Source organism: Undibacterium sp. Rencai35W, assembly GCF_049340185.1.
Classification (GTDB): Bacteria; Pseudomonadota; Gammaproteobacteria; order Burkholderiales; family Burkholderiaceae_D; genus Undibacterium.
Map to the genome: position 1 here is coordinate 161896 of NZ_JBMPPC010000001.1, position 21406 is coordinate 183301.

The following is a 21406-nucleotide window of genomic DNA, read 5'->3' on the forward strand; positions in this document are numbered from 1 at the left end:
CATGCTTGTATATGCGCACTCGATAGCGCCTTTTACCCGAAAGTTAATTTGATCGCAATCCTGTAGTTGTCTCTGATCGCCAGCAATCGCGGTGTTTATAGGTGAGTAAGGCTAGTGATGAGGTAATGTATTGAGTTGCTAAAATAGCCTTAGCGGAGTATAAAAACAATCAAAACCCATCTTGACGTAATTCATCGCAGATCTTTAGGAATCTCATTGTGACTCAAGAACATCCGACAACATTAGACGCAGAATCGCAACGCCTGGAGCGATGGTTTTTATTGTTGGGTGAGCTGTCCGATTGCCTCTGGCATGCACAGGATGTCCAATCCATGTTGCGAGGATTTTGCCAGTTATTGGTCGACAAAGCGTCCTATGTTTCAGCCGATGTCGTCGTGAATTTTAATGGCGTGAATGAACAATTCTCTGCTTCTCTGGCCCAAATTTCTAGCAGCCATCCATCTCTTTCATCGCCATCTCCCGTTAATGAATTGACGATTGCTTTGCAATACGCAGAGCGTTCATTGGGAGAGTTGCGGGTTCGCTCGCCCCATGACCTGACGATTGGAAGCGAGGCTTTTACTATTTTGCTCAGGCTGGCAGAAGAGCTCTCGACCGCGCTTGCCGATTTTACCCATACGCAAGATCATCGTAGCCTGCAGGAGAGCGTCGATATTTTCGCTCTTGCCGTGGAACAGAGCCCATTTGGCGTTGTCATTACCGGCACAACGGGCTTGCTGGAATATTGCAATGCGAGTTTTACCTTGATGTCCGGCTACACACAGCAGGAATTGATGCATCTTCCTGTGCTCTGGGCGAGTAGCTTCGTAGACGGCGCTGTCAATCGGGATACATTGCTTGCACTGAAAATCGGTGATCACTGGCAGGGGGAAATTTTATGCCGACATAAAAATGGTCAATCCTATTGGGAGCGTCAGATCGTCTCACCTTTGCATGACGCCGAAGGACAAATGACGCATCTGATAGCGGTGAAACAAGATATCAGCGATTACCGGTTTCAACTCGACAACGTAGAGCAAGCCTTATTACTGCGTGAGCAGGCGTTGGTGTCGAGCAGCAACGGTATCATGATCACGCGTAGCGATGTGCATGATCACTCCATCGTGTATGTGAACCCCGCGTTCGAACGGATTACCGGATATTCCTCGGCAGAGGTTGTCGGTCTTGAGGGACGTTTCCTGGTGCGTGATGATCTGGCTCAGCCTGATCTGGAGGAAATCCGTACCGCACTAAGAGAAAAACGTGCAGGCAAAGCCTTGCTGCGTAATTATCGTAAAGACGGCTCTTTGTTCTGGAATGAATTGCATATCGCGCCTGTGCATGATGCAAGTGGTGCCGCGACGACACATTTTGTCAGCGTGATCAATGATGTCAGCGACCGCGTGACGTATCAGAATGAACTTGAATATCAGGCGACCCATGACAGTCTGACCGGTCTGGCGAATCGTAATTTACTGAACGACCGTATTCAGCATGCAATTGCCTGGGCGAACCGGGAGAACCAGTTAATTGCTGTGATGTTGCTCGATCTTGATCACTTTAAATTGATTAATGATGCTTCCGGACATGGATCTGGCGACGCGATGTTAAAAGAGGTCGCAAAGCGGCTGATGCAATGCGTACGTGATACCGATACTGTTGCGCGTCTTGGCGGCGACGAGTTCGTCTTGATTTTGACCGATTTACGAGAACCGGGTGACGTCGATATCATCGCAGAAAAAGTGCTTGCGGCTTTGTCCAAGCCCTTTGATGTGATTGGTCAGGATGTCGTGGTGACCGCGAGCATTGGGATCTCCTTTTATCCCAAGGATGGTGACCACGGTGAGATTTTGTTGCGTTACGCCGATATCGCGATGTACCGGGTTAAAGAGCATGGCCGCAACAGCGTCAGACAATTTGTGCCGGAAATGGGTGTGACGGCGATTAGTCGCCTGAATATGGAAGCTGCATTGCGGCGTGGTCTGGAACGCAAGGAATTTGTCTTGCATTACCAGCCCAAGATATCGTTGCCCGATCAAAAAATCATCGGTGCCGAAGCTCTGGTGCGCTGGCAGCATCCGCAGATTGGGATGATACATCCGGTCGAATTTATTCCCCTGGCAGAACAGTCAGGATTGATTTTGCCTTTAGGTGAATGGGTACTGGCGGAGGCCTGCCGGCAGCAAGTGTTATGGGCAAAGCAAGGGCTGGCAGATTTAAAAATTGCGATTAATATGTCTTCCCGTCAGTTCAGGCAGGAGGATCTGGCTGACAGAGTGGCCACGATATTTACCGCAACGGGAGCTAATCCTCAATTGCTGATACTGGAGCTGACCGAGAGCATGGTGATGCAGGATGTTGAGAGCACCTTACTGACTCTGCGTGCGCTGAAAAATCTCGGTGTGGCCATTTCGCTGGATGATTTCGGTACTGGTTATTCGAGTCTGTCTTACTTGCGCCGCTTCCCTATCGATGAACTCAAAATCGATAAATCTTTTATTAACGATATCCACGCCAATCCAGATGATGCGGCGATTGCCAGTGCGATTATCGCCATGGCCGTCAGTCTGGGATTGCGTGTTGTGGCGGAAGGCGTAGAGAAAGAGGAGCAGGCAAGTATGCTGACCAAGATGGGATGCCATCAGGTACAAGGCTATTACTTCGGACGCCCGGTGGACGTTGCCAGTTTTGCCAAACGCTGCCGCGACCAGCAGCGCCAGGGCGGTTCTACATCATGAGCAAACTGAACTGGCAAGCATGTTCTGCGGCTGAACTGGCGGCATTGCTACAGCAATCGACAATGGAAAAATCGAGTGCGGTAGGCAAAACGACGGTCTATCAGGTAACCCACGAGGGTAGTGAGAAATTGATTTTATCTCTGGTCGACGGGCATGCTCTGGTCGTTGAGTTAAGCCATACGAGGCATCCCAGACGCAGGCGCATTGATCAACCGGAAACGTGAATTGATGGATTAATTTGGTCCGAATCAGTCAAAGTCACGCGTGTAGAATTTACTCACTTCTTCTTTGCCATTGCGCATCAAGCGGATAATTTTTTCAAAGCGAAAACCGATTTTTTCCAACAAGTGTGATGAGCGCGCGTTGTCGGGTGCAGTAATCGCAACCAGACGCTGAATTCCCAATGTCTCGTTGGCATATTGCATCACAGCACTGGCCGCTTCTCTGGCCAAACCTTGTCCGGCAAAAGCGGGCAGAAACGCATAGCCGATATCGATATTCTCCAGACCATCTCGTTTGATTAAACCGCAAATGCCGACTGGCCGGGCTTCTGTGCGCATCTCAACGAGATATAAACTAAAACCACATTGCGCCTGCATCGCCATCGGGCCTTGCTGAATCGATTCTTTCGCCGCGTCAATCGTCCGTATGCCTTTGTCGCCGATATGACTGATGTAGGACGGATCGTTGATGAGTTCCAGATAAAATTCAGCGTCATCGATGCTGATCGTGCGTAACTTCAGGCGAGCTGTCTCAAGAATATCCATAGTTTTCTTTTGCCTTGAACGTAAAGATGAATTTTTTTTGATTGTAGCAATCAATTGGATTCGGCATCATCTGACATTGACTTTATTCCATTCCGAAAGATGTTTATGAACGCCTATATTTGCGATGCAATCCGCACTCCGATCGGACGATATGCCGGGATCTTCAAAGAGGTACGCCCCGATGATTTAGGCGCAATTCCTTTGCGTGCGCTAATGCAACGACAACCGCAGGTCGACTGGTCTCGGTTGGATGAGGTGATTTTGGGTTGTGCAAATCAGGCAGGTGAGGACAACCGGAATATCGCCAGGATGTCTGCCTTATTGGCCGGCTTGCCCATCACAACCGGTGCCGCGACCATCAATCGCCTTTGTGGCTCAGGCATGGATGCGGTAGGCAGCGCCGCACGGGCAATCAAGGCGGGCGAAATTACGCTGGCAATTGCGGGAGGCGTGGAGTCCATGACGCGTGCGCCGATGGTGATGGGGAAAGCAGATTCCGCTTTCTCACGCCATGCCGCAATTTTTGACACCACAATCGGCTGGCGCTTTATCAATCCTCAGATGCGCGCTTTGTACGGGGTTGATGCCATGCCCGAGACCGCTGAAAATGTGGCCACCGAGTATCAAATCAGCCGCGCTGATCAAGATGCATTTGCACTGGCAAGTCAGCATAAGGCCATGCAGGCGCAGACGAACGGTGTGCTGGCAGAAGAAATTACTCCAGTGAGCCTGGCGCAAAAAAAAGGCGACCCCCTTGTGCTGACCGAGGATGAGCATCCGCGTGCAACAACGTTAGAATCGTTGAGTAAGTTAAAAGGCGTGGTTAGGCCTGATGGCAGTGTGACTGCCGGTAACGCGTCCGGGATCAACGACGGTGCCTGTGCTTTGTTGCTGGCATCGGAGAGTGCGTTACAGCAGCACAGTCTGATACCCAAAGCCCGTATTCTTGGTATGGCAACTGCCGGTGTTGCGCCGCGCATCATGGGCATTGGCCCGGTACCCGCGGTGCAAAAGGTATTGGCGCTGACGGGCCTCAGTTTGTCGCAAATGGATTGGATAGAATTGAATGAGGCATTTGCGGCGCAAGGCCTGGCCGTGTTGCGTCAGTTAGGCTTGCAGGACAATGATGCCCGGGTAAATCCGAACGGCGGCGCGATTGCTCTGGGGCATCCACTGGGGATGAGTGGCGCGCGGCTGGTAACGACGGCAATGTACCAGTTACAGCGTTCTGGCGGCAGATACGCCTTATGTACGATGTGTATTGGTGTCGGGCAAGGTATTGCCATTGTGATTGAGCGCGTATAGTTCAGCTCAGCTCAGCTCATATGATATTACCTAGACGCACATCAATCTAAGTAAATTCAGCTAAATCAAAGATGACCTGAAATTCCTGTCTTGCGATCTGTTTTATCTTGCTCTAAAACGTCTGTTTTTTGCACGGATAGCGCTGTTTGACCCGCCCGGTAGTGAAAAAATCATTGCCGGGTGCTGACGAATTATTCCTCTCGGCGTAGTATGAAAATGAAATTCCTCATTTTTAATGCCGCCTTATTTTCATCGTTATTTTCATCGTTATTATTAACAGACCTTACTGTTTATGGTGTCTTAGCTGATCAATGTCATTATGTATTCGCCAGAAGTATTTGCTACAAGGTTTTGAGTTTTTGCCTCCACTAACGCATTAAGGAATCTAAGATGAACTCGTTGAAGAGCAGATTAATCGTTGTGATCGGTGTGCTAGTTACTGTGTGTACGATACTGTTGACCATAGGTAGCTACGTCAAAATGAAGGCACAGATCGAGAATGATCTGAATAATGAAATCCGTGGCGTTGCATCCGGCTATAACGCGGTCTTGAGCAACTGGATACAGACCAATCTGGCGATGGTTGATAGCCTTGCTCAGGGGCTTGGTAACGGCGCTGATTTGCAGGCGAGCCTCACCATGATGCGGGCGGGTGGCAGCTTTCTGAGTGTGTATCAGGGCAAGCCCGACAAGGAATTTACAAATATCCCGGCTGACCCGCCGCCAGCAGGCTTCGATCCTACGGTGCGCCCCTGGTATAAAGGTGCGCTCGACGCAAAAAAACCAATCGTCACTTCACCGTATATGGGGGTTGCACCGCCGGGTCTGATGATCACCTTTGCCGCGCCGGTGAAAGGCGGTGAGGGCGGTGTTGTCGGTGCCGATGTGTTCCTGACTAAAATTGTGGAACAGATTCTGACGATCAAACTTGCGGGTGGTGGCTACGCCTTTTTGCTGGACAAGAGTGGTCAGGTATTGGCGCATGCCGATCAGGCCAAGGTCATGAAGCCTGCCAAAGATATTTCTGCCGATCTGGCGCTGGATAATCTGGCGACTCTGAGTAAACAAAAAGACCCGGTCGTCACGCAGATCGGTGGTAAAGCGCATTTCCTGTTTTTGCAGCAGATTACCGGTTCGGATATTTATCTCGCTCTGGTCATTGATAAAAGCAAGGCGCTCGAAGCACTCGACCAGTTACTGCTGATTTCCGGCATTGTTCTTTTGGTGATTCTGGCTGTGATGTTGCCAGTCTCAACCTGGCTGGTTGGTCATATGCTGGGTGGCTTGCGCCGGGTACGTGATGCCATGTCTGAAATCGCCGCGGGCGGGGGTGATCTGAGCCGTAAAATCGATGTTGATGGGCAGGATGAAGTCGCCCAGACTGCGCAAGCGTTTAATCAGTTTATTGAGCAACTTCGGGTCATGGTCGTGGATGTCCGCAGAGCGACCGACTCCATTAGCGTCGGTGCGTCGGAGATCGCGACCGGGAATATGGATCTGTCTGGCCGGACCGAGCAACAAGCCTCGTCATTGGAAGAAACCGCCGCCAGTATGGAGGAACTGACCAGTGCCGTCAGGAACAATGCCGACAACGCACGTGAAGCAAACAAGATGGCGCTGAATGCCTCCGATGTGGCGACGCAGGGTGGTGATGTCGTCGGCAAAGTGGTTGACACCATGCAGGGAATCACCGATAGCTCGAAGAAAATTGTCGACATCATCAGCGTGATTGAGGGCATCGCCTTCCAGACGAATATTCTGGCACTGAATGCCGCGGTAGAGGCTGCACGCGCCGGTGAACAGGGTCGTGGTTTTGCGGTAGTGGCAAGTGAGGTGCGTACGCTTGCGCAGCGCAGTGCTGCCGCGGCTCAGGAGATTAAGAATCTGATCGAGGATTCGGTCAGCAAGGTCACCGAGGGATCTGTTCTGGTCGATAAGGCAGGCGCATCGATGACGAATATTGTGGATGCGGTCAAGCAGGTTGCTGCCGTTATCAATGAAATTACCTCGGCATCGGCAGAGCAAAGTGACGGTATTCAGCAAGTCAATCTTGCTCTCGCCCACATGGACGAAGCGACGCAGCAAAATGCCGCTCTGGTTGAGGAGGCTGCTGCGGCGGCGGGATCACTGGAAGAACAGGTCAATTTGTTAAAAACAGCGATGTCAGCGTTCCGGATGGAGCAAGACGCCGCCCCTGTGCGTAAAACGCCGAATCCTGTGAAAAAAGTGATGAACAAGTCCGCACAGGCGATTAGCTACGACGACGAATAAGAGGACTAAAAGGTCAAAAGATCAAACGACCAAAAGACCAAACGACTAACAGGACTAGATAGATTATTCAACAGCGGTCTTGCAACCCGGGCGGAAAATTTTCCTCCCGGGTTTTTTATTGCAGACGCCAGCGCATCTCCGTATCCATCTCGACGTTTATTGTCGCTCGTCTGCACTTGCATGTGCTTGTGTGTGCAGGTATTCAACAAGTATTTTTACGTGGCTCCTGTCAGGATATCCGCACTTGTCCCGCTCTATTGGGCGACGGCCGACAACAAGGTAAAATGCTCGCAATTAAACAGAGATGAAGTCAAATTTATGAAACTCGCAACCCTGAAAGATGGTTCCCGTGATGGTCAGCTGGTGATCGTTTCCCGCGATTTAAAAACCGCGATGATGGCCGATGGCATGGCACCGACTTTGCAGCGCGCACTCGATGACTGGAATTTTATCGGGCCGCAACTGCAGGAGGCGTATGAGCGGCTGAATGCGGGTCGGGCGACGACTACGTTTGACTTCGATCCCGCTAAATGCATGGCACCCTTGCCACGTGCTTTTCAATGGGCGGATGGCTCGTCCTATGTGAATCACGTTGAGCTGGTGCGCAAGGCACGTAATGCTGAGATGCCTGAAAGCTTCTGGCATGATCCGCTGATGTATCAGGGCGGCAGCGATGATTTTATCGGTCCGAGAGACGATATCGAACTAGGCTCAGAAGACTGGGGTATCGACTTCGAGAGCGAAATCGCGGTGATCACTGGCGACGTACCTATGGGCGTCAAGGTGCAACATGCCGCGGAGCATATCCGTCTGCTGATGCTGGTGAACGATGTCTCGCTGCGCAATCTGATTCCGGCGGAGCTGGCGAAAGGATTTGGCTTTTTTCAATCGAAACCGGCATCGAGTTTTTCACCCGTTGCAGTGACGCCGGATGAACTCGGCGACGCTTGGAAAGACGGTAAAGTCCATCTGCCGTTGCGTTCAAGCTGGAACGGTAATCTGGTCGGCCAGCCCAATGCAGGCGTGGATATGGTGTTTTCGTTCCCGCAACTGATTACGCACTTATGCAAAACCCGTAACGCCCGCGCTGGCACGATCATTGGTTCAGGGACTGTATCGAATAAAGATGCAGCAAAGGGATATAGCTGCATCGCTGAGCAGCGTGCGCTGGAAATGATTGCGCATGGGGAGGCGACCACCTCTTTCATGAAATTCGGTGACAGCATCAAGATCGAGATGCTGGATAAAAACGGAAAGTCGATTTTTGGTGCGATTGATCAGAGCGTGGTAGAGATCGCCAGATAATCTGCATCAATCCACGTCATCGTCATTGACCGAGACCTTGCATCAACAGAGACGTCGCTGGTCTGGGACCTGAGAACAGGAGCGTACGCTTAGTTCACCTGCTTGAAAAACACCTGCTTAAAAAACCATAAGGGGAGATATACTCCCCTTATTTTTTTATGAAACATGCTATATCCGCACTGTTTTATTAGGCGTGTAAAATATACTCTGCCCTAGTATCTTAATTATCTGGCGAAACTCTATTGACGCCCAAGCTGGAAGAAAACGTTTCTGGCACCTGCCGGACCAGCCGCGACACCCAGATAAATCGGCCCCATAAAGCTATTGAAGCCGGCAAACAAGCTCGCGCTTTTTCGCAAGGATGATAGCGATATATCGTTCTTGGTATTCCAGACATTACCTGCTTCGAGCGAAGTTCCAAGGAACAGACTTTGTCCCGCCAGATCAAACTTCACTGCGCGTAGCAGATAGGTCGCGCTGCCGTATAGCATGTAATTACCGGCAAACTGGTCTGGCTGATACGCCGACAATTGCTGAAAACCACCCAGAGTCGAACCTATGCCCCTGATCTCGGTATCGTGCTGAAACAAGCCAGAGCCATTGAATTTAAGATTAATACTGTGATTGCCAATACTCTGTGCCCAGGTGCTGTTGAATGAAAATTCCTGGAAATTGGTGCGGGTTTTATCGGCGCCGATAAACAGGTTGCTGCCAAATTTGTAGCCATAGCGCGGGAAAGTCGGGTCACTGAGCTGATCAATCACGAATGAGGATTTGATGCCGACTTGCTGCAAGTCGGCGCTCGGCAGGGGCGCCGAAACAAAATCGCCCGCCGCATTCACCAGCAACAGACTGCCCAGCTTTGGCCTGACGCGATAATGATTCAATCCCAGACCGATTCTGACTTCACCCAGCATACTTTGTTCACCCAAAGGGAGCGCCAGATCTATGCCTGCCTGCTCGCTGCGGAAATTATATTCAGCGATGCGGGTATCGCCGTTGTAAAAATTCCGGGTATTTTGACCCAGTTCCAGATATGGCGCGACGAACATGCCTTCGCGTTCGAACAATGGCTGGCGCAGCTCGGTGCGTAAGCGGATGACGTTACCGAACTCAACATCGTTACGCCACTCCAGACCGCTGTCGGTCAGCCAAGGGCGGCGGTGGCCGACTTGCAGACGGAAGCCGCCTGCACCCTCAAAGCCGCTGGATAAGGCCAAGCCGAAACGTAAAAAATGCGGCCCCCAATTGCGACCCTTGGCATTGATGCGTACACCGTATTCCCCGTCGCGCTGGATCAGCTCATGATTGATGCTGTCGTATTCTCGGGAGATATTCATCAGAGCGAGTTTGCGGTTAATTTCTTCGGCATCGTACTTGCTGCCTTTTTGGATCGAAATCTGACGGCGGATATCACTCTCAGGAATCGATCCATTGGTATCAATGTCGATAAAGCTGATATCAATGCTTGGCAGTTGCGGACGCAGGCGTGCTTGCTGTCTGGCGACATACAGATGCGGTTGCAGGCTCAGCGCGGAGAGTTTTTCCTGGATGCCTTGCGCGGCAACCTGGCCGATGACGGATGCTTCCGACGCCCGTCCAAAATCCATAAAACTGATGCTGCCGAGATCGGGTTCGATCAAAATATCATTGGGACGCAATGAGGCTTTTTGCGCTTCGACGTTTTGTTCGGTCAGGATATTTACCATTTGCTGACTGACATTAAACAGAGACTGGAGTTTGTCTCGCGGTAGCAGAGGCGTCCCGATATTCACGGCAATCACGATGTCTGCACCCATGCTGCGAGCGATGTCGACGGGCAGATTGCGCACCAGGCCGCCATCGGTCAACAGGCGGCCATTGACTTCGATTGGGGCAAATACGCCAGGCGCGGCCATACTTGCGCGGATCGCGGTGTGCAAAGGTCCCTGGTCGAATACAACCATTTTGCCACTCTCCAAATCAGTCGCAACCGCCCGGAAAGGAATCGGTAAGCGATCGAATTTGATATCGGGCTGGATGTGGATCGTCCAGTTTTGCAGCAACTCCAGAAATTGCGTCGCCTGCACGGCACCCGTCGGCAAGCGCACACCGCTGGCGCTCAGACCCAAGGTCGCACCGAGCGGGTATTGGGTATCTTCTTCCCGGATGGCCTGGGGTAAGACCCGGCGCTCGACCCGGTCTAGCGCGACGTCATTGAGCTTCAGTGCTTCGAGTTTTTGCTCAATTTCTGTAGCGGACAGTCCGGCTGCATATAAGCCGCCGACGACCGCTCCCATGCTGGTACCAGCGATACAGTCGATCGGCACGTTCAAGGCTTCCAGAGTTTTTAATACGCCGACATGCGCAAAGCCACGCGCACCACCGCCGGACAGGGCAAGGCAGATTTTTGGGGCTTTGTCGGTTTTGGTCTCAGCTTTATACAGGCTAAGCCGCTCGGCCTGAGCACTGCTACCTAGCAGGGCAGACAAAGTGATGATGAAACCCAGCACAGGACGAGAAGACAGGTACATTGGACGCATAACGATTAGGAGGGCTATCTAAGAATGAGAGGCAGAATTCCAGCAGTGGTCGTTATAGCACAATAAGTGCATCCGGCCATGCCATCCATGACGGGGATAGGTTAACCGTGACCTCGTATTCATTACAATCTTTACAGTCTATCCGCAAGCTGGATAAGCCTTTCAGGCCAATATGCCTTGGAAAGCCGCATTCGGCCTGCGGATTTAATTTTACGGGGCTTCTAAAAACCCCACATTGATAAATCACCTCGATAGGAGTGACGCAAAAACATGACCTCTCACCGCAGAGGCACGGATACACGGAGACAAAGGGAAAAGACAGACGTAAGCAGTTCTATCGACTATCGACTAAAGGGTTTTTAGACGTTTCCTTTGGATGACCTGTATCTTATCTGTATGTTGTCCTATCTTTCCCGGCTCTGATCCAGGTCGGATCAAACCTCGGCGTCGCAGTAATGCCGTTCAGTAAAACCCTAAACCTAAAGTCGTCATCCCTGCACAGGCAGGGATCCGGCGTCTTTTGTCCTTTGGCAACGACCTCACGCAATTCCAGCCTTCGCCGGAATGAGGAAACAAAGGGCGTGGTTTAACTGAACAGCATTTCCGGTATCGCAGGGTTTTCAGGCACAAACGACGCATTCATACCGAACTGCTGTGATTAGAATGTATACTGACGCCAGTTAGCAAGTTTGTAAAAATCAAAGCATCACGATTGACTGACCCAATTGCCAGGATTTTTGCCAGATTGCGCAAAAACGAATCCGAACCCCTAAGGCTACTCCATGAACCTACACCAACTGCGCTTTGTTCGCGAAGCTGTGCGGCAAAATTTTAACCTGACCGAAGCCGCCAAAGCGCTGTTCACCTCTCAACCAGGCGTATCCAAGGCCATTATTGAGCTGGAAGAGGAATTGGGTGTCGATATCTTTACTCGTCATGGCAAGCGTATCCGCGGCCTGACCGAGCCGGGACGCGCCGTGCTGAAGTCCGTTGAGCTGATCATGCAAGAGATTGACGGACTCAAGCGTATTGGCAAAGAATATGCAGCGCAGGACACCGGCAGCTTCACCATTGCGACCACTCATACGCAGGCACGCTATGCCTTGCCAAAGGTGGTGCAGGCGTTTATGCAAAAGTATCCCAAAGTCCGGCTCTCGCTATTGCAAGGCAATCCTAAGCAAATCGCCGAGATGGTCATGCGCGATCAGGCCGATCTGGCAATTGCGACCGAGGCAATTGCCGGTATTGATGGCTTGATTTCCCTGCCGTGCTACCAGTGGGAGCATGTAGTGGTGGTGCCGCCAGATCACCCTCTGCTGAAGAGCAAGAGCGTGACTCTGGAAGAGATTGCGCATTACCCGCTGATTACGTATGACAGCGCATTTGCCGGGCGAACCAAGATCGACCATGCGTTTGAGATTCGTCATTTAAAACCCGATGTGTTGCTCGAAGCGATTGATGCTGACGTGATCAAGACCTATGTGGAATTAGGCATGGGTGTCGGCATTATTGCCGGTATGGCGTTTGATGCTGAGCGTGATAAAGAGCTGCGCTCGATCCCGGTTGGTCATCTGTTTGGCATGAATGTGTCGCGGGTGGCAGTGAAGCAGGGCGCCTATTTGCGCAGCTATATTTATACCTTTATCGAACTGATGACGCCGACCTTAAACCGCAAGCTGATTGATCAGGTGATGCAGGGTGGCAAGGATACTTACGATCTATGAATATGCAGCCGCTGTCGGATTGGCCGCAAGAAGAGCGCCGCCAGATACGCGGCATACTGACTGATATTGACGACACCCTGACGAAGCACGGTAGCCTGAGTGCTTCGGTGCTTGATGCGATACAAAGAGCGCGGCAGACTGGTTTGAAGGTGATTGCCGTGACTGGCAGACCGACTTACTGGACCTTACCTTTGCTGGGCTTATGCAGTTTTGATGCGGTTATTGCTGAAAATGGTGCCAGTGCATTTTGGCGGGACTCGCAAGGGCGTGTGCAGTCACTGTTTTATGCGGATGAAGTAATTCGGCAGCAGCATCGCCAGCAATTACAGGCATTTGCCAGCGTGATGACGGCGCACTTCCCGCATGTGCAGCTTGCCGATGATGCAGCGATGCGGGTCGGCGATCTGGCATTTGATATCGGTGAGCACATTGCGCCATTACCAGCCGCAGAATTGCAGCAAGTCGCGGATTTGATACGCAGTAGCGGATTTTTTGCGACGACCAGTAGTATTCATGCTCACGCGTCGCTTGCGAGTTTTTCGAAACAGAGTATGAGTCAGCGCGTATTGCATGAGGTAGTCGGCATCGCAGACGAGGCGGCGCGGCAGGCGTATGTTTTTATCGGCGATTCTGCCAATGATGCGAGCATGTTTGCGCATTACCCTCACTCGGTCGGCGTGGCAAATATACGTTTGTCTCTGGACCGCTTTGACGCTCATCCCCGCTATGTCTGCCAGGAGAGTCATGGTGCCGGATTTGTAGAATTAGTGGATGCGCTGATCGCGTCATCCTGATTGAAAATGCGGTAAATAAACATTACCGTGATAGTGAAAAGAAAGAACCCTATGCGCGACTACTACGCTCAACGAGCAAAGACCTACGACAGTATTTATGCCAAACCAGAGCGCCAGGAAGACCTGGAAGAATTAAGCGAACGCATCAGTGAAGTTCTGGCTGGCCATACTGTCTTAGAAATCGCCTGTGGCACCGGATACTGGACTGAGCGTTTCGCAGAAGATGCGCAGTCAGTTCTAGCCACTGACATCAATCAAATTATGCTGGATATGGCGAGTGCTAAACAGATCGCACCCGGTAAAGTACGCTTTGCGATTGCCGATGCGTTTGATCTGCCTAAAGGCGATTACAGCGCTTGTTTCGGCGGCTTCTGGTGGTCACATGTTAAAAAAGAAGAGCAGGCCGACTTTCTCAAAAAACTTCAGTCACGCGTCGGTAAAGACTGTGTACTGGTATTGATCGATAATAATTATGTCGAAGGCAGCAGTCTGCCAGTTGCCCGGACAGACAGCGAGGGCAATACCTATCAGCAGCGCCTGCAGGAAGATGGCACCCGTGTCGATATCGTGAAAAATTTCCCCACCGATAGCTTTATGCGCAAAAAATTCGCTGCCTTCGCACGCGATATCCGCATACATAGAAACGACCATTTCTGGATGTTGACTTGCGTGTTGCGCTGATTGTTTCGCTTATTCTCGACAGGTAACCCAGTCATCGGGTGACTTAGCGGATTTCCTCTAAATTCTGGAAAACAGCGATACAGCATGATAAATTGCGCGTGGTTTTTATTATTCGATGATAAAGGGAGATGATTCATGGATTTGCAAGAATGCACAGCAGCAATACGCGCTAAGGTTGGTGATGACAGTGGCCTCAACGCATTATTGAAATTTGATTGCGGTAGCGATGGCGTGGTGTTCGTCAACGCGCTCGAAGTGCCGAATACGGTGAGCAACGATAATCGGGATGCGGGTTGTACCGTTACTTTGGCATTAGCCGATCTGAGCGCTCTCTTGTCCGGTGAGTTGAATCCGGTGAACGGTTTTATGATGGGCAAGCTCAAGGTTGCGGGTGACATGAGCGTGGCCATGCGCTTGCAAAAAGTCGTCTGAGTAGAGTCGGGGTCAGCATCAGCCTGATTGAGGATTTCAGATTTGTAGCGTTCCCAAAAGGGAATTTCTAAAAAACCTTCAATCGATATTTAATGGAACCGCTTACTCCTGCCTTTCCTCAGTGTCTCAGTGTCTCTGTGGTGAGAGGTCTTGGTTTTTTCGTCAGTCCTGTCGATGTGATTTTTTAATTTCGCGGTTTTTAAAAATTTCCAAAACAAAACACGCCGTATTGATGCGCCTTCCAGCATGAAAGTGACTGGAGTCCCGCATAAACAGGGCGTGTTTGTTTTTAGAATTTCTCTTTAGAAGTTTTCTTTTGAGGCTTACTTTTTTAATTTAGGTCCGGTGAATCCAGAGGTTCAGACCAAGGATACGGCACCCAAGGCCAGTGCTGAGCTGCCGTCGGGATACAGTGCGTCGTAGCAGCGGGTGCAGCAGTCGCAAAATAGGTGGGCGCGTTTGACGTGCCGGAACCGTAAAATTAATTGCAGCGGAACGCCACTGCAATGCGGGCAGATTTCACGCATTTTTCCAGATGACTGCGCATCCTCAGACAGATATCCCCGCTCTAGCATGACGCCATCAATCACGTCTCTGGGATCGAGTTCCATAAGGGTGAACTGCGGCGCTCTGGTACCACGGCGTTCGCTATAGGTTAAGTCATTTTCATAGTAGCTTGATGATGTTGCACTGATCATTTTTTACTCCTGTGCCAACGAGATTGCGAATCCACTGCTAAGCTATTGCATTAGCAAATGATTCTGGTGGGACTTTTAATCTAGTCAAAACTTTGGCATAACTCAAGCCCGGTAACAATAAGTCTGCGACAGATCAAAATTCCTGATGCGTGTTTACATTTGCTGCGGTGCCATATTGGTATGTCATTGACAGAATCAGGTGCCGATTGCCGCCAGCGATGGATCAGCTTAAGAGTAAAAATGCAGAGTGAAAAAATGAGATGGATAAAGCAGACGTAGTCTTTCAGGTGATTTTAGTCAGACAGGGCTGGTCGTTCCCGGCGACAGCTGATGTAACCGTACTGCAGGCGGCACAACTGGCAGGTTTTCAACTGCCTGCGTCGTGCCGGAACGGTACGTGCAGAACCTGCTTGTGTCAGATGGAGAGCGGTGTGGTTGACTATATCGTCGATTGGCCAGGTTTATCTTTTGATGAAAAAGCCGAGGCGGCGATTTTGCCTTGTGTGGCGCAGGCCCGCTCGGATCTGTTGCTCGATTTACCCTTTGTCACTGACGAACGCATTGCCTGACCTGATCGCTCTGCTTGTCCCAGCAGGCGCTGGCTTCGTTGGCTACCGGATGAGGAATGCCGTCGTCGTCAATTTTCCCTAATACCGTATCCCAGGCTTGTACGCCTTGACGGTTCACGTGCAGGCGGATGACCCAACCCTTGGTCTGCGCGTCATTATCCAGCGCATCAATCATAAAATTGCCAATGCTATAAATGATGGGTTTGCCCTGATAGTGTTCGACATCCTGGATGACATGCGGATGTCCGCCGATCACGGCATCGGCACCGGCATCAATCATGATGCGCGCCAGGCTACGTTGCCTTTGGCCTGCGCTGAGTTCATTTTCCCAGCCCCAATGCATGAACGGAATGACGAGGTCTGCCTTGTACACGCTGCGAGCCTGGCGAATATCGTCAACGACTTGTTCGTTTTCGCTCCAGGCGATACCTGCGGCATTCGCATCGGCTTCAAAACTCCTTGGCATGAATTCGTTATAGGCGAGCAGAGCGATACGTAGTCCTTTTCGTTCGATGATGAGCGGCGTGTGGGCATCGCGTAAATTCTTGCCGCCACCAAAGTGCGGTATCTTTTGCTGGTTAAGTAAGCCTAGCATTTCAGCGAACGCGTCACGGCCAAAATCGCCGGAATGATTATTCGCAATCCCGACGGCATCGAAATGACGTTTGAGGATAGCCAGGGTACGAGGGTGCGCACGGAAGGTGAAATTTTTATCCGCGGCATCACCGCTCGTTGCCACTACACATTCGAGATTGCCGATACGGATGTCGGCATCTTTCAGAATCGTGGCGAATGCGGCAAAGGGATCCTTGCCTTGCTCAATCGCCTGACCCGGTTTGCCATCCAGAACGATATCTCCTGCGAATAAAATACTGACGGTGTCCTCTTTGCTTGCCGGGATCGTGGCTGTCCTGTCGGCTGCGGTAGCCGGTAAGGTGGTACATAAGCATGCGCACAGGCAGGCGCATAGAGTTACTAGTGTCAGTGTCATCGAAATTCTGCGCATCATGGCTGTACCTCTTGCAAGGTACAGAAATACTGTAATTCTCTTTCCACGTCACCCGCGTATAGCGAGTTTTTTGGTGTCAACTGAACGGGACTTTTTGAGAGAGTAAAAGGCGGATAGTAAGTCGCCTGATGGATCGGCATATCTTTATGACGTGTCTGAAAGTAGGCGTACAGCTTGATGTAATCGATGGCGTTTTCTTTACCCGTCATCACTGCTTTAAATAAAAAGCGACCACCAATATCAACCGGCTCAATGGCGTACGGATCTGTGGTCGGCGTGGTCTCGATGATCTGTGTGCTACCGGCATAAGTAACATGGCAGCGTAACAATGGCTTGGCATGGGCGTTGCCAGCACTGAATAATGTTATGGCGAGTGGCACCGCAATCATGACGGCTTTCAATGAGATGAACTGCTGACCAAGAGCTGAGAAAAGCTTTATTCGACTGCATTTGCTATTGCTATTGTTATTGTTATTGCGACTGCTGTAGTTATTACTGACATTCATTATGATTACTGGCTGCGTCATTATTCTTATCGCCTGGAGTAAGGTTGGAGTTCGATCATTGCCGATAGGGATATTGATCGTATGTGACGTCACATTGTTTACAATTTTCCGTCTGGCAAGGAGCTGCCTAGCTTATAGTTTTTTGTGTAGCTCGTCATGTGTTGCAAAAAAACTGTTGCAATCGGCGACAGTCGTTTGCCGCGCGGATGGATAACCCACCAGTTCGAATGAATCGGAAATTGCTTCACCGCTAGTATTTTCAGCCCCTCTTGCTCTGGATGCATAGTTAAGGCATGGGTGGAAATAACGGCCAGACCGAGTCCGCTGGCGACAGACTGCTTGATCGCTTCATTGCTCCCTAACTCAAGGCGCACCTTGGGATGAAAGTTGAGTTGAGCGAAGTGGGCATTGCAGGCCAGGCGCGTGCCTGATCCTGACTCTCTCAGAATAAATAACTCCTCAGATAAGTCATTCAAATGGAGTGATTTCCTTTTTGCGAGTGGATGCGTAACAGGCGCGATGAGCACCAGAGGATTCTGTAGAAAAGCGTGCTGCACCAGATCAATATCGCCGGGCGGCATCGACATGATGTAGAGGTCATCGGCATTTTGCCGTAATCGTTGCACCACGCCGTCTCTGTTCAATACTTCAAACGCAATATCAATGTCAGGGAATTGCCGGCAAAAATCTCCCAGGATACGCGGGACAAAATATTTGGCTGTACTTGCGACGGCTACGCGTAATCGTCCCGTGGTATGGCCAAGCAGGCCAGCGATGGTTTGCTCAAAATTACTCCACTCTTGCTCCATATTGCGTGCGGTTTCGACCAAGGCTTCACCGGCTTCGGTCAGATGCAGGCGCTTGCCTATCTGTTCGTAGAGCGGTAAGCCAATGACGTCTGACAACTCTTTCATTTGCATTGACACAGTCGGCTGCGTGATGTGACAGGCTCGGGCGGCCGCGGTGATGCTGCCATGCTCGGCGATGGCGAGAAAGACTTTGAGTTGTCTGAAGCTTGCATGCATAGATTTTAATCGATGGTAAGTATTGTTATTATTGATTTTACTTGATGAGTGACCAGAATTTACAATTCGCCCAGATCATTTTTTGAGGACGATATGCAAAGTTTTTTAGACCCTGCGATTTTATTTTTTGTGTTTGGCCTGCTGGCGGGACTGGTGAAATCCAATCTGGAGATTCCGCCACCGATTTCGCGGTTTTTATCCTTGTATTTGTTGATGGCACTGGGATTGAAGGGCGGTTTTGCGCTAGCGGAGTCGGGCTTTAATAGCAGTGTCGCCACTAGTCTCGCTTGCGCTGTATTACTGGCGATCTTGATTCCGGTTATTGGTTATCAGGTCTTACGGCGATTTCTATCGGGATTTGATGCTGCGGCAATTGCGGCAACTTATGGCTCTGTAAGCGCGGTCACGTTCATCACCACGACGCAATTTTTGGAGAGTCATCAGATTGCCTATGGCGGGCACATGGCCGCAGCGATGGCGCTGATGGAGTCGCCAGCAATCGTGATCGCGGTACTGCTCGCGAACCGCGTACGGCATTCTTTATCTGCTCAAAGTAGTTCATTGGTGCCGGATCAGCCGCCGCGGATAACCGGTTCTCAGGTTTCTCTCGGCAAACTGCTGCATGAATCAGTAACTGATGGTGCACAAATGCTCTTGATGGGCGCTCTGGTAATCGGTATGTTGACGGGTGAGTCTGGTAAAGCCGTGATGCATGTGTTTTCCGTCGATTTATTTAAAGGCATGCTGGCTTTCTTTCTACTTGATATGGGCTTGCTGGCGGCGCGTAATATCGGTGCATTGAAGAACAGCTCAATCGGCTTACTGATCTATGCCGTCGTTGCGCCAGTGCTGCATGCCGGTGTGGCATTACTGTTGAGCATCTTGTGCGGCCTTCATCCGGGAGACGCTAGTCTGCTGATGTTATTAGCTGCCAGCGCGTCGTACATCGCCGTGCCAGCCGCATTGCGTATTGCAATTCCGGAGGCGAATCCTTCTCTGTATATCGGGCTGTCGCTGGGAGTGACGTTCCCATTGAATATTCTGGTCGGAATTCCGCTTTATTCACATATTGCACAGCGTGTTTTGACTTAATTGTGTCTTGCTTAATTGGATAGTCAGATGGCGTTTGATGGATGTCGTTACATCGGAGCGGGCCTGCTAGCGTCATCATCAGACAGCTCGGTAATCAGGTTGTGTAACTTTACAAAGCAACTGCTTGCTTAGTAGAATGGGTACAACTACTGAGCGCATTCTTCAAAGTTTGAATCGACTACACATGATATTTCGCCGCTATGACACAACACATTATCGATAATCCAGAATTTCAGCAGATGCTGCGTATGGTCATGGAAGAGAAAATTCCGTTTTGCCAATTATTAGGGATCAAACTTGGCGAATTTGATCCTGAGAACCCAATGATTCATTTTGATATGCGCGAAGAGTTGTTGGGGAATTTTGCGCAAGGCATGCTGCATGGAGGCGTGATTGCCTCAGTGCTTGATAGTGTTGCGGGCTTCGCTATTCTGTTGAAAATGGCGAAGCAGAGCCCGAAAGACGATCCGCTCTCGCAATTAAAAGAATTCGGCAACATGAGTACGATTGATTTGCGAATTGATTACTTGCAGCCGGGTAAGGGCAAGCGCTTTACCGCTACTGCTGAAGTTACACGATTGGGTAAACGGGTGGCGAATGTCCTCATGGATTTGCGCAATGAGCAGGGCGAACGTATTGCGACTGGTGCTGCAGCGTTCATGTTGCACGGGCGAGCATAAAAGTAGACGTTCGTGCGTATTGATACGCGGCACTTATAATGCTGGCTCTTTTACATGGCAGCCCATCAACTGAACCACAGAATCACTATGGCTAAATTTCGTCCGCTGGCAACTGTCCTTGATGAAGAAGGAAATCGTCGTGCAGACCTGGTGCGAGTGTCGGCGCGACTCTTCCGTGAAAAGGGCTATGACGCGACGACCGTACGCGATATCGCCAGTGCAGTGGGTATGCGCTCCGGCAGCCCTTTTTATCACTTCAAGAGTAAGCAGGAGATACTTGCCGCAGTGATGGAGGAGGGCTTGGTCGCCGGGCTTGATGAGGCAGAAGGTATCGTCGCCAGCCAACTGCCAGCCTTGGATAAGTTTAAGAAACTCTTACGCGCGCATCTTGTGACTGTCTTGGGTGAGGGGCATGATTTTATCCCTGTGTTGCTATACGACTGGCATGCACTGAGTCCGGATTTGCAGGAGAAAATTATCGATCTCAAGGATCGTTATGACAGGCTTTGGCAAACCGCGATTTCAGAATTAAAGCAGGCTGGTTTGATCAGGTCTGACAGCAAGATTGTCCGTTTGTTACTGCTAGGCGCAATCAATTACAGCGTGCAATGGTATAAGCCGGGCAAGGGACTTGATCTTGACCAGTTAGCGGAGCAGATTATGGACTTTTTCCTGACAGGTGACGCCGCATCACAATAGCTGAGACATCTGCATGAGATGGTTAGTGACCTCAGTAAAATCAGTGATTTGAGCGCACAAAATGAGACGAAATACACAAGATTTCTTTTTATTTTACTTTGTAAGGGATTTATGCGTATAATCGAACAATCGTTGAGATTCTAGGTGGTAGTGCAGTATCAGTCTGTCATTTCTTCTTGGTTGAAACGATCTATCGGGCATTTGCCCACATTAACTGAAATAGGAAATAGTAATGGCAACAGGTATTGTTAAGTGGTTCAATGATTCTAAAGGTTTTGGTTTCATTACTCCAGATGAAGGCGGCGAAGATTTGTTTGCTCACTTCTCTGCAATCGTATCCTCCGGCTTCAAATCTTTGAAAGAAAACCAACGCGTTTCTTTCGACGTAACAACTGGCCCAAAAGGCAAACAAGCTTCTAACATTCAAGCGATCTAATTTTCATATTGAGACGCAGAATGTGACTTGTTTAAGTTGCTAAGTAAAAATCCCCGACATGTCGGGGATTTTTTTTGTCTCAATTTTTGTGTTCATCTGGTTTCGAATGCTATTGAATCCGTATATGATGGAAAAGTCAGCAATAGGAATGAT

At 50.3% G+C, this 21406-nt stretch carries 20 protein-coding genes; 14 read left to right on the forward strand and 6 right to left on the reverse strand.

Annotation, left to right across the window (positions count from 1 at the left end):
- Positions 1-218 precede the first annotated feature (218 nt).
- Together ACO0K3_RS00675 and ACO0K3_RS00680 are read left to right on the forward strand one after the other, a co-directional pair.
- On the forward strand, positions 219-2738 hold the full coding sequence (locus ACO0K3_RS00675; RefSeq protein ID WP_422980983.1) for a bifunctional diguanylate cyclase/phosphodiesterase: 2520 nt from the start codon (positions 219-221) through the stop codon (positions 2736-2738).
- Complete coding sequence (locus ACO0K3_RS00680; protein WP_422980985.1) at positions 2735-2962, forward strand: hypothetical protein; 228 nt, start codon at positions 2735-2737, stop codon at positions 2960-2962. Before ACO0K3_RS00675 ends, ACO0K3_RS00680 begins: the two co-directional genes overlap by 4 nt.
- 24 nt (positions 2963-2986) lie before the next feature.
- Here the strand turns inward: ACO0K3_RS00680 and ACO0K3_RS00685 are convergent, their stop codons facing one another.
- The gene (locus ACO0K3_RS00685; protein WP_422980987.1) at positions 2987-3505 is read right to left on the reverse strand and encodes a GNAT family N-acetyltransferase; all 519 of its coding nucleotides are present in this window, start codon (positions 3503-3505) and stop codon (positions 2987-2989) included.
- Positions 3506-3610: 105 nt separating this feature from the next.
- Here ACO0K3_RS00685 and pcaF point away from each other — a divergent pair, with 105 nt between their 5' ends.
- The 3 genes from pcaF (at position 3611) to ACO0K3_RS00700 (ending at position 8386) form a co-directional block, all read left to right on the forward strand.
- Complete coding sequence (pcaF, locus tag ACO0K3_RS00690; RefSeq protein WP_422980989.1) at positions 3611-4810, forward strand: 3-oxoadipyl-CoA thiolase; 1200 nt, start codon at positions 3611-3613, stop codon at positions 4808-4810.
- A 390-nt stretch (positions 4811-5200) separates the two neighbouring features.
- Complete coding sequence (locus ACO0K3_RS00695; protein WP_422980991.1) at positions 5201-7081, forward strand: methyl-accepting chemotaxis protein; 1881 nt, start codon at positions 5201-5203, stop codon at positions 7079-7081.
- A 318-nt stretch (positions 7082-7399) separates the two neighbouring features.
- The gene (locus tag ACO0K3_RS00700) at positions 7400-8386 is read left to right on the forward strand and encodes a fumarylacetoacetate hydrolase family protein (protein ID WP_422980993.1); all 987 of its coding nucleotides are present in this window, start codon (positions 7400-7402) and stop codon (positions 8384-8386) included.
- 239 nt (positions 8387-8625) lie between these two features.
- On the opposite strand, the gene ACO0K3_RS00705 is transcribed toward ACO0K3_RS00700, so the two are convergent.
- Positions 8626-10899: a patatin-like phospholipase family protein gene (locus tag ACO0K3_RS00705; protein ID WP_422980995.1), complete on the reverse strand. Its 2274-nt coding sequence runs from the start codon at positions 10897-10899 to the stop codon at positions 8626-8628.
- A 791-nt stretch (positions 10900-11690) separates the two neighbouring features.
- On the opposite strand from ACO0K3_RS00705, the gene ACO0K3_RS00710 reads away from it, so the two are divergent.
- The 4 genes from ACO0K3_RS00710 (at position 11691) to ACO0K3_RS00725 (ending at position 14539) form a co-directional block, all read left to right on the forward strand.
- Positions 11691-12632, forward strand: a complete 942-nt coding sequence (locus tag ACO0K3_RS00710; RefSeq protein WP_422956429.1) for a CysB family HTH-type transcriptional regulator — start codon at positions 11691-11693, stop codon at positions 12630-12632.
- Positions 12629-13426 carry an HAD family hydrolase gene (locus ACO0K3_RS00715; protein WP_422980997.1) on the forward strand — a complete coding sequence of 266 codons (798 nt, stop codon included), beginning with the start codon at positions 12629-12631 and terminating at the stop codon, positions 13424-13426. Before ACO0K3_RS00710 ends, ACO0K3_RS00715 begins: the two co-directional genes overlap by 4 nt.
- Positions 13427-13477: 51 nt before the next feature.
- Positions 13478-14107 (forward strand): class I SAM-dependent methyltransferase, encoded by a 630-nt coding sequence (locus tag ACO0K3_RS00720; RefSeq protein ID WP_422980999.1) that lies wholly within the window; start codon positions 13478-13480, stop codon positions 14105-14107.
- A 135-nt stretch (positions 14108-14242) separates the two neighbouring features.
- Positions 14243-14539 carry an SCP2 sterol-binding domain-containing protein gene (locus tag ACO0K3_RS00725; protein ID WP_422981001.1) on the forward strand — a complete coding sequence of 99 codons (297 nt, stop codon included), beginning with the start codon at positions 14243-14245 and terminating at the stop codon, positions 14537-14539.
- Between the two features lie 359 nt (positions 14540-14898).
- On the opposite strand, the gene ACO0K3_RS00730 is transcribed toward ACO0K3_RS00725, so the two are convergent.
- Positions 14899-15237: a hypothetical protein gene (locus ACO0K3_RS00730; protein ID WP_422981003.1), complete on the reverse strand. Its 339-nt coding sequence runs from the start codon at positions 15235-15237 to the stop codon at positions 14899-14901.
- A 260-nt stretch (positions 15238-15497) separates the two neighbouring features.
- Between ACO0K3_RS00730 and ACO0K3_RS00735 the strand changes: the two genes are divergently transcribed.
- A complete protein-coding gene (locus ACO0K3_RS00735; RefSeq protein WP_422981005.1) occupies positions 15498-15806 on the forward strand; it encodes a 2Fe-2S iron-sulfur cluster-binding protein in 309 nt (102 codons plus the stop codon).
- On the opposite strand, the gene ACO0K3_RS00740 is transcribed toward ACO0K3_RS00735, so the two are convergent.
- From ACO0K3_RS00740 to ACO0K3_RS00750, 3 genes are all read right to left on the reverse strand, one after another.
- Entirely contained in the window at positions 15784-16815 is a 1032-nt protein-coding gene (locus ACO0K3_RS00740; protein ID WP_422981007.1) for a CapA family protein, read from the reverse strand. The genes ACO0K3_RS00735 and ACO0K3_RS00740 overlap by 23 nt on opposite strands.
- Positions 16812-17195 (reverse strand): hypothetical protein, encoded by a 384-nt coding sequence (locus tag ACO0K3_RS00745; protein ID WP_422981009.1) that lies wholly within the window; start codon positions 17193-17195, stop codon positions 16812-16814. The genes ACO0K3_RS00740 and ACO0K3_RS00745 overlap by 4 nt, the downstream gene beginning before the upstream one ends.
- 224 nt (positions 17196-17419) lie before the next feature.
- Positions 17420-18346, reverse strand: a complete 927-nt coding sequence (locus ACO0K3_RS00750; RefSeq protein ID WP_422981011.1) for a LysR family transcriptional regulator — start codon at positions 18344-18346, stop codon at positions 17420-17422.
- Positions 18347-18439: 93 nt separating this feature from the next.
- On the opposite strand from ACO0K3_RS00750, the gene ACO0K3_RS00755 reads away from it, so the two are divergent.
- The 4 genes from ACO0K3_RS00755 to ACO0K3_RS00770 all read left to right on the forward strand — a co-directional run bounded on the left by ACO0K3_RS00755 (position 18440) and on the right by ACO0K3_RS00770 (position 21253).
- On the forward strand, positions 18440-19438 hold the full coding sequence (locus ACO0K3_RS00755) for a sodium-dependent bicarbonate transport family permease (protein ID WP_422981013.1): 999 nt from the start codon (positions 18440-18442) through the stop codon (positions 19436-19438).
- A 200-nt stretch (positions 19439-19638) separates the two neighbouring features.
- Positions 19639-20118 carry a thioesterase family protein gene (locus ACO0K3_RS00760; RefSeq protein WP_422981015.1) on the forward strand — a complete coding sequence of 160 codons (480 nt, stop codon included), beginning with the start codon at positions 19639-19641 and terminating at the stop codon, positions 20116-20118.
- Between the two features lie 87 nt (positions 20119-20205).
- Positions 20206-20817: a TetR/AcrR family transcriptional regulator gene (locus ACO0K3_RS00765; RefSeq protein WP_422981017.1), complete on the forward strand. Its 612-nt coding sequence runs from the start codon at positions 20206-20208 to the stop codon at positions 20815-20817.
- Positions 20818-21049: 232 nt separating this feature from the next.
- Positions 21050-21253 (forward strand): cold-shock protein, encoded by a 204-nt coding sequence (locus ACO0K3_RS00770; RefSeq protein WP_262836415.1) that lies wholly within the window; start codon positions 21050-21052, stop codon positions 21251-21253.
- Positions 21254-21406 lie beyond the last annotated feature (153 nt).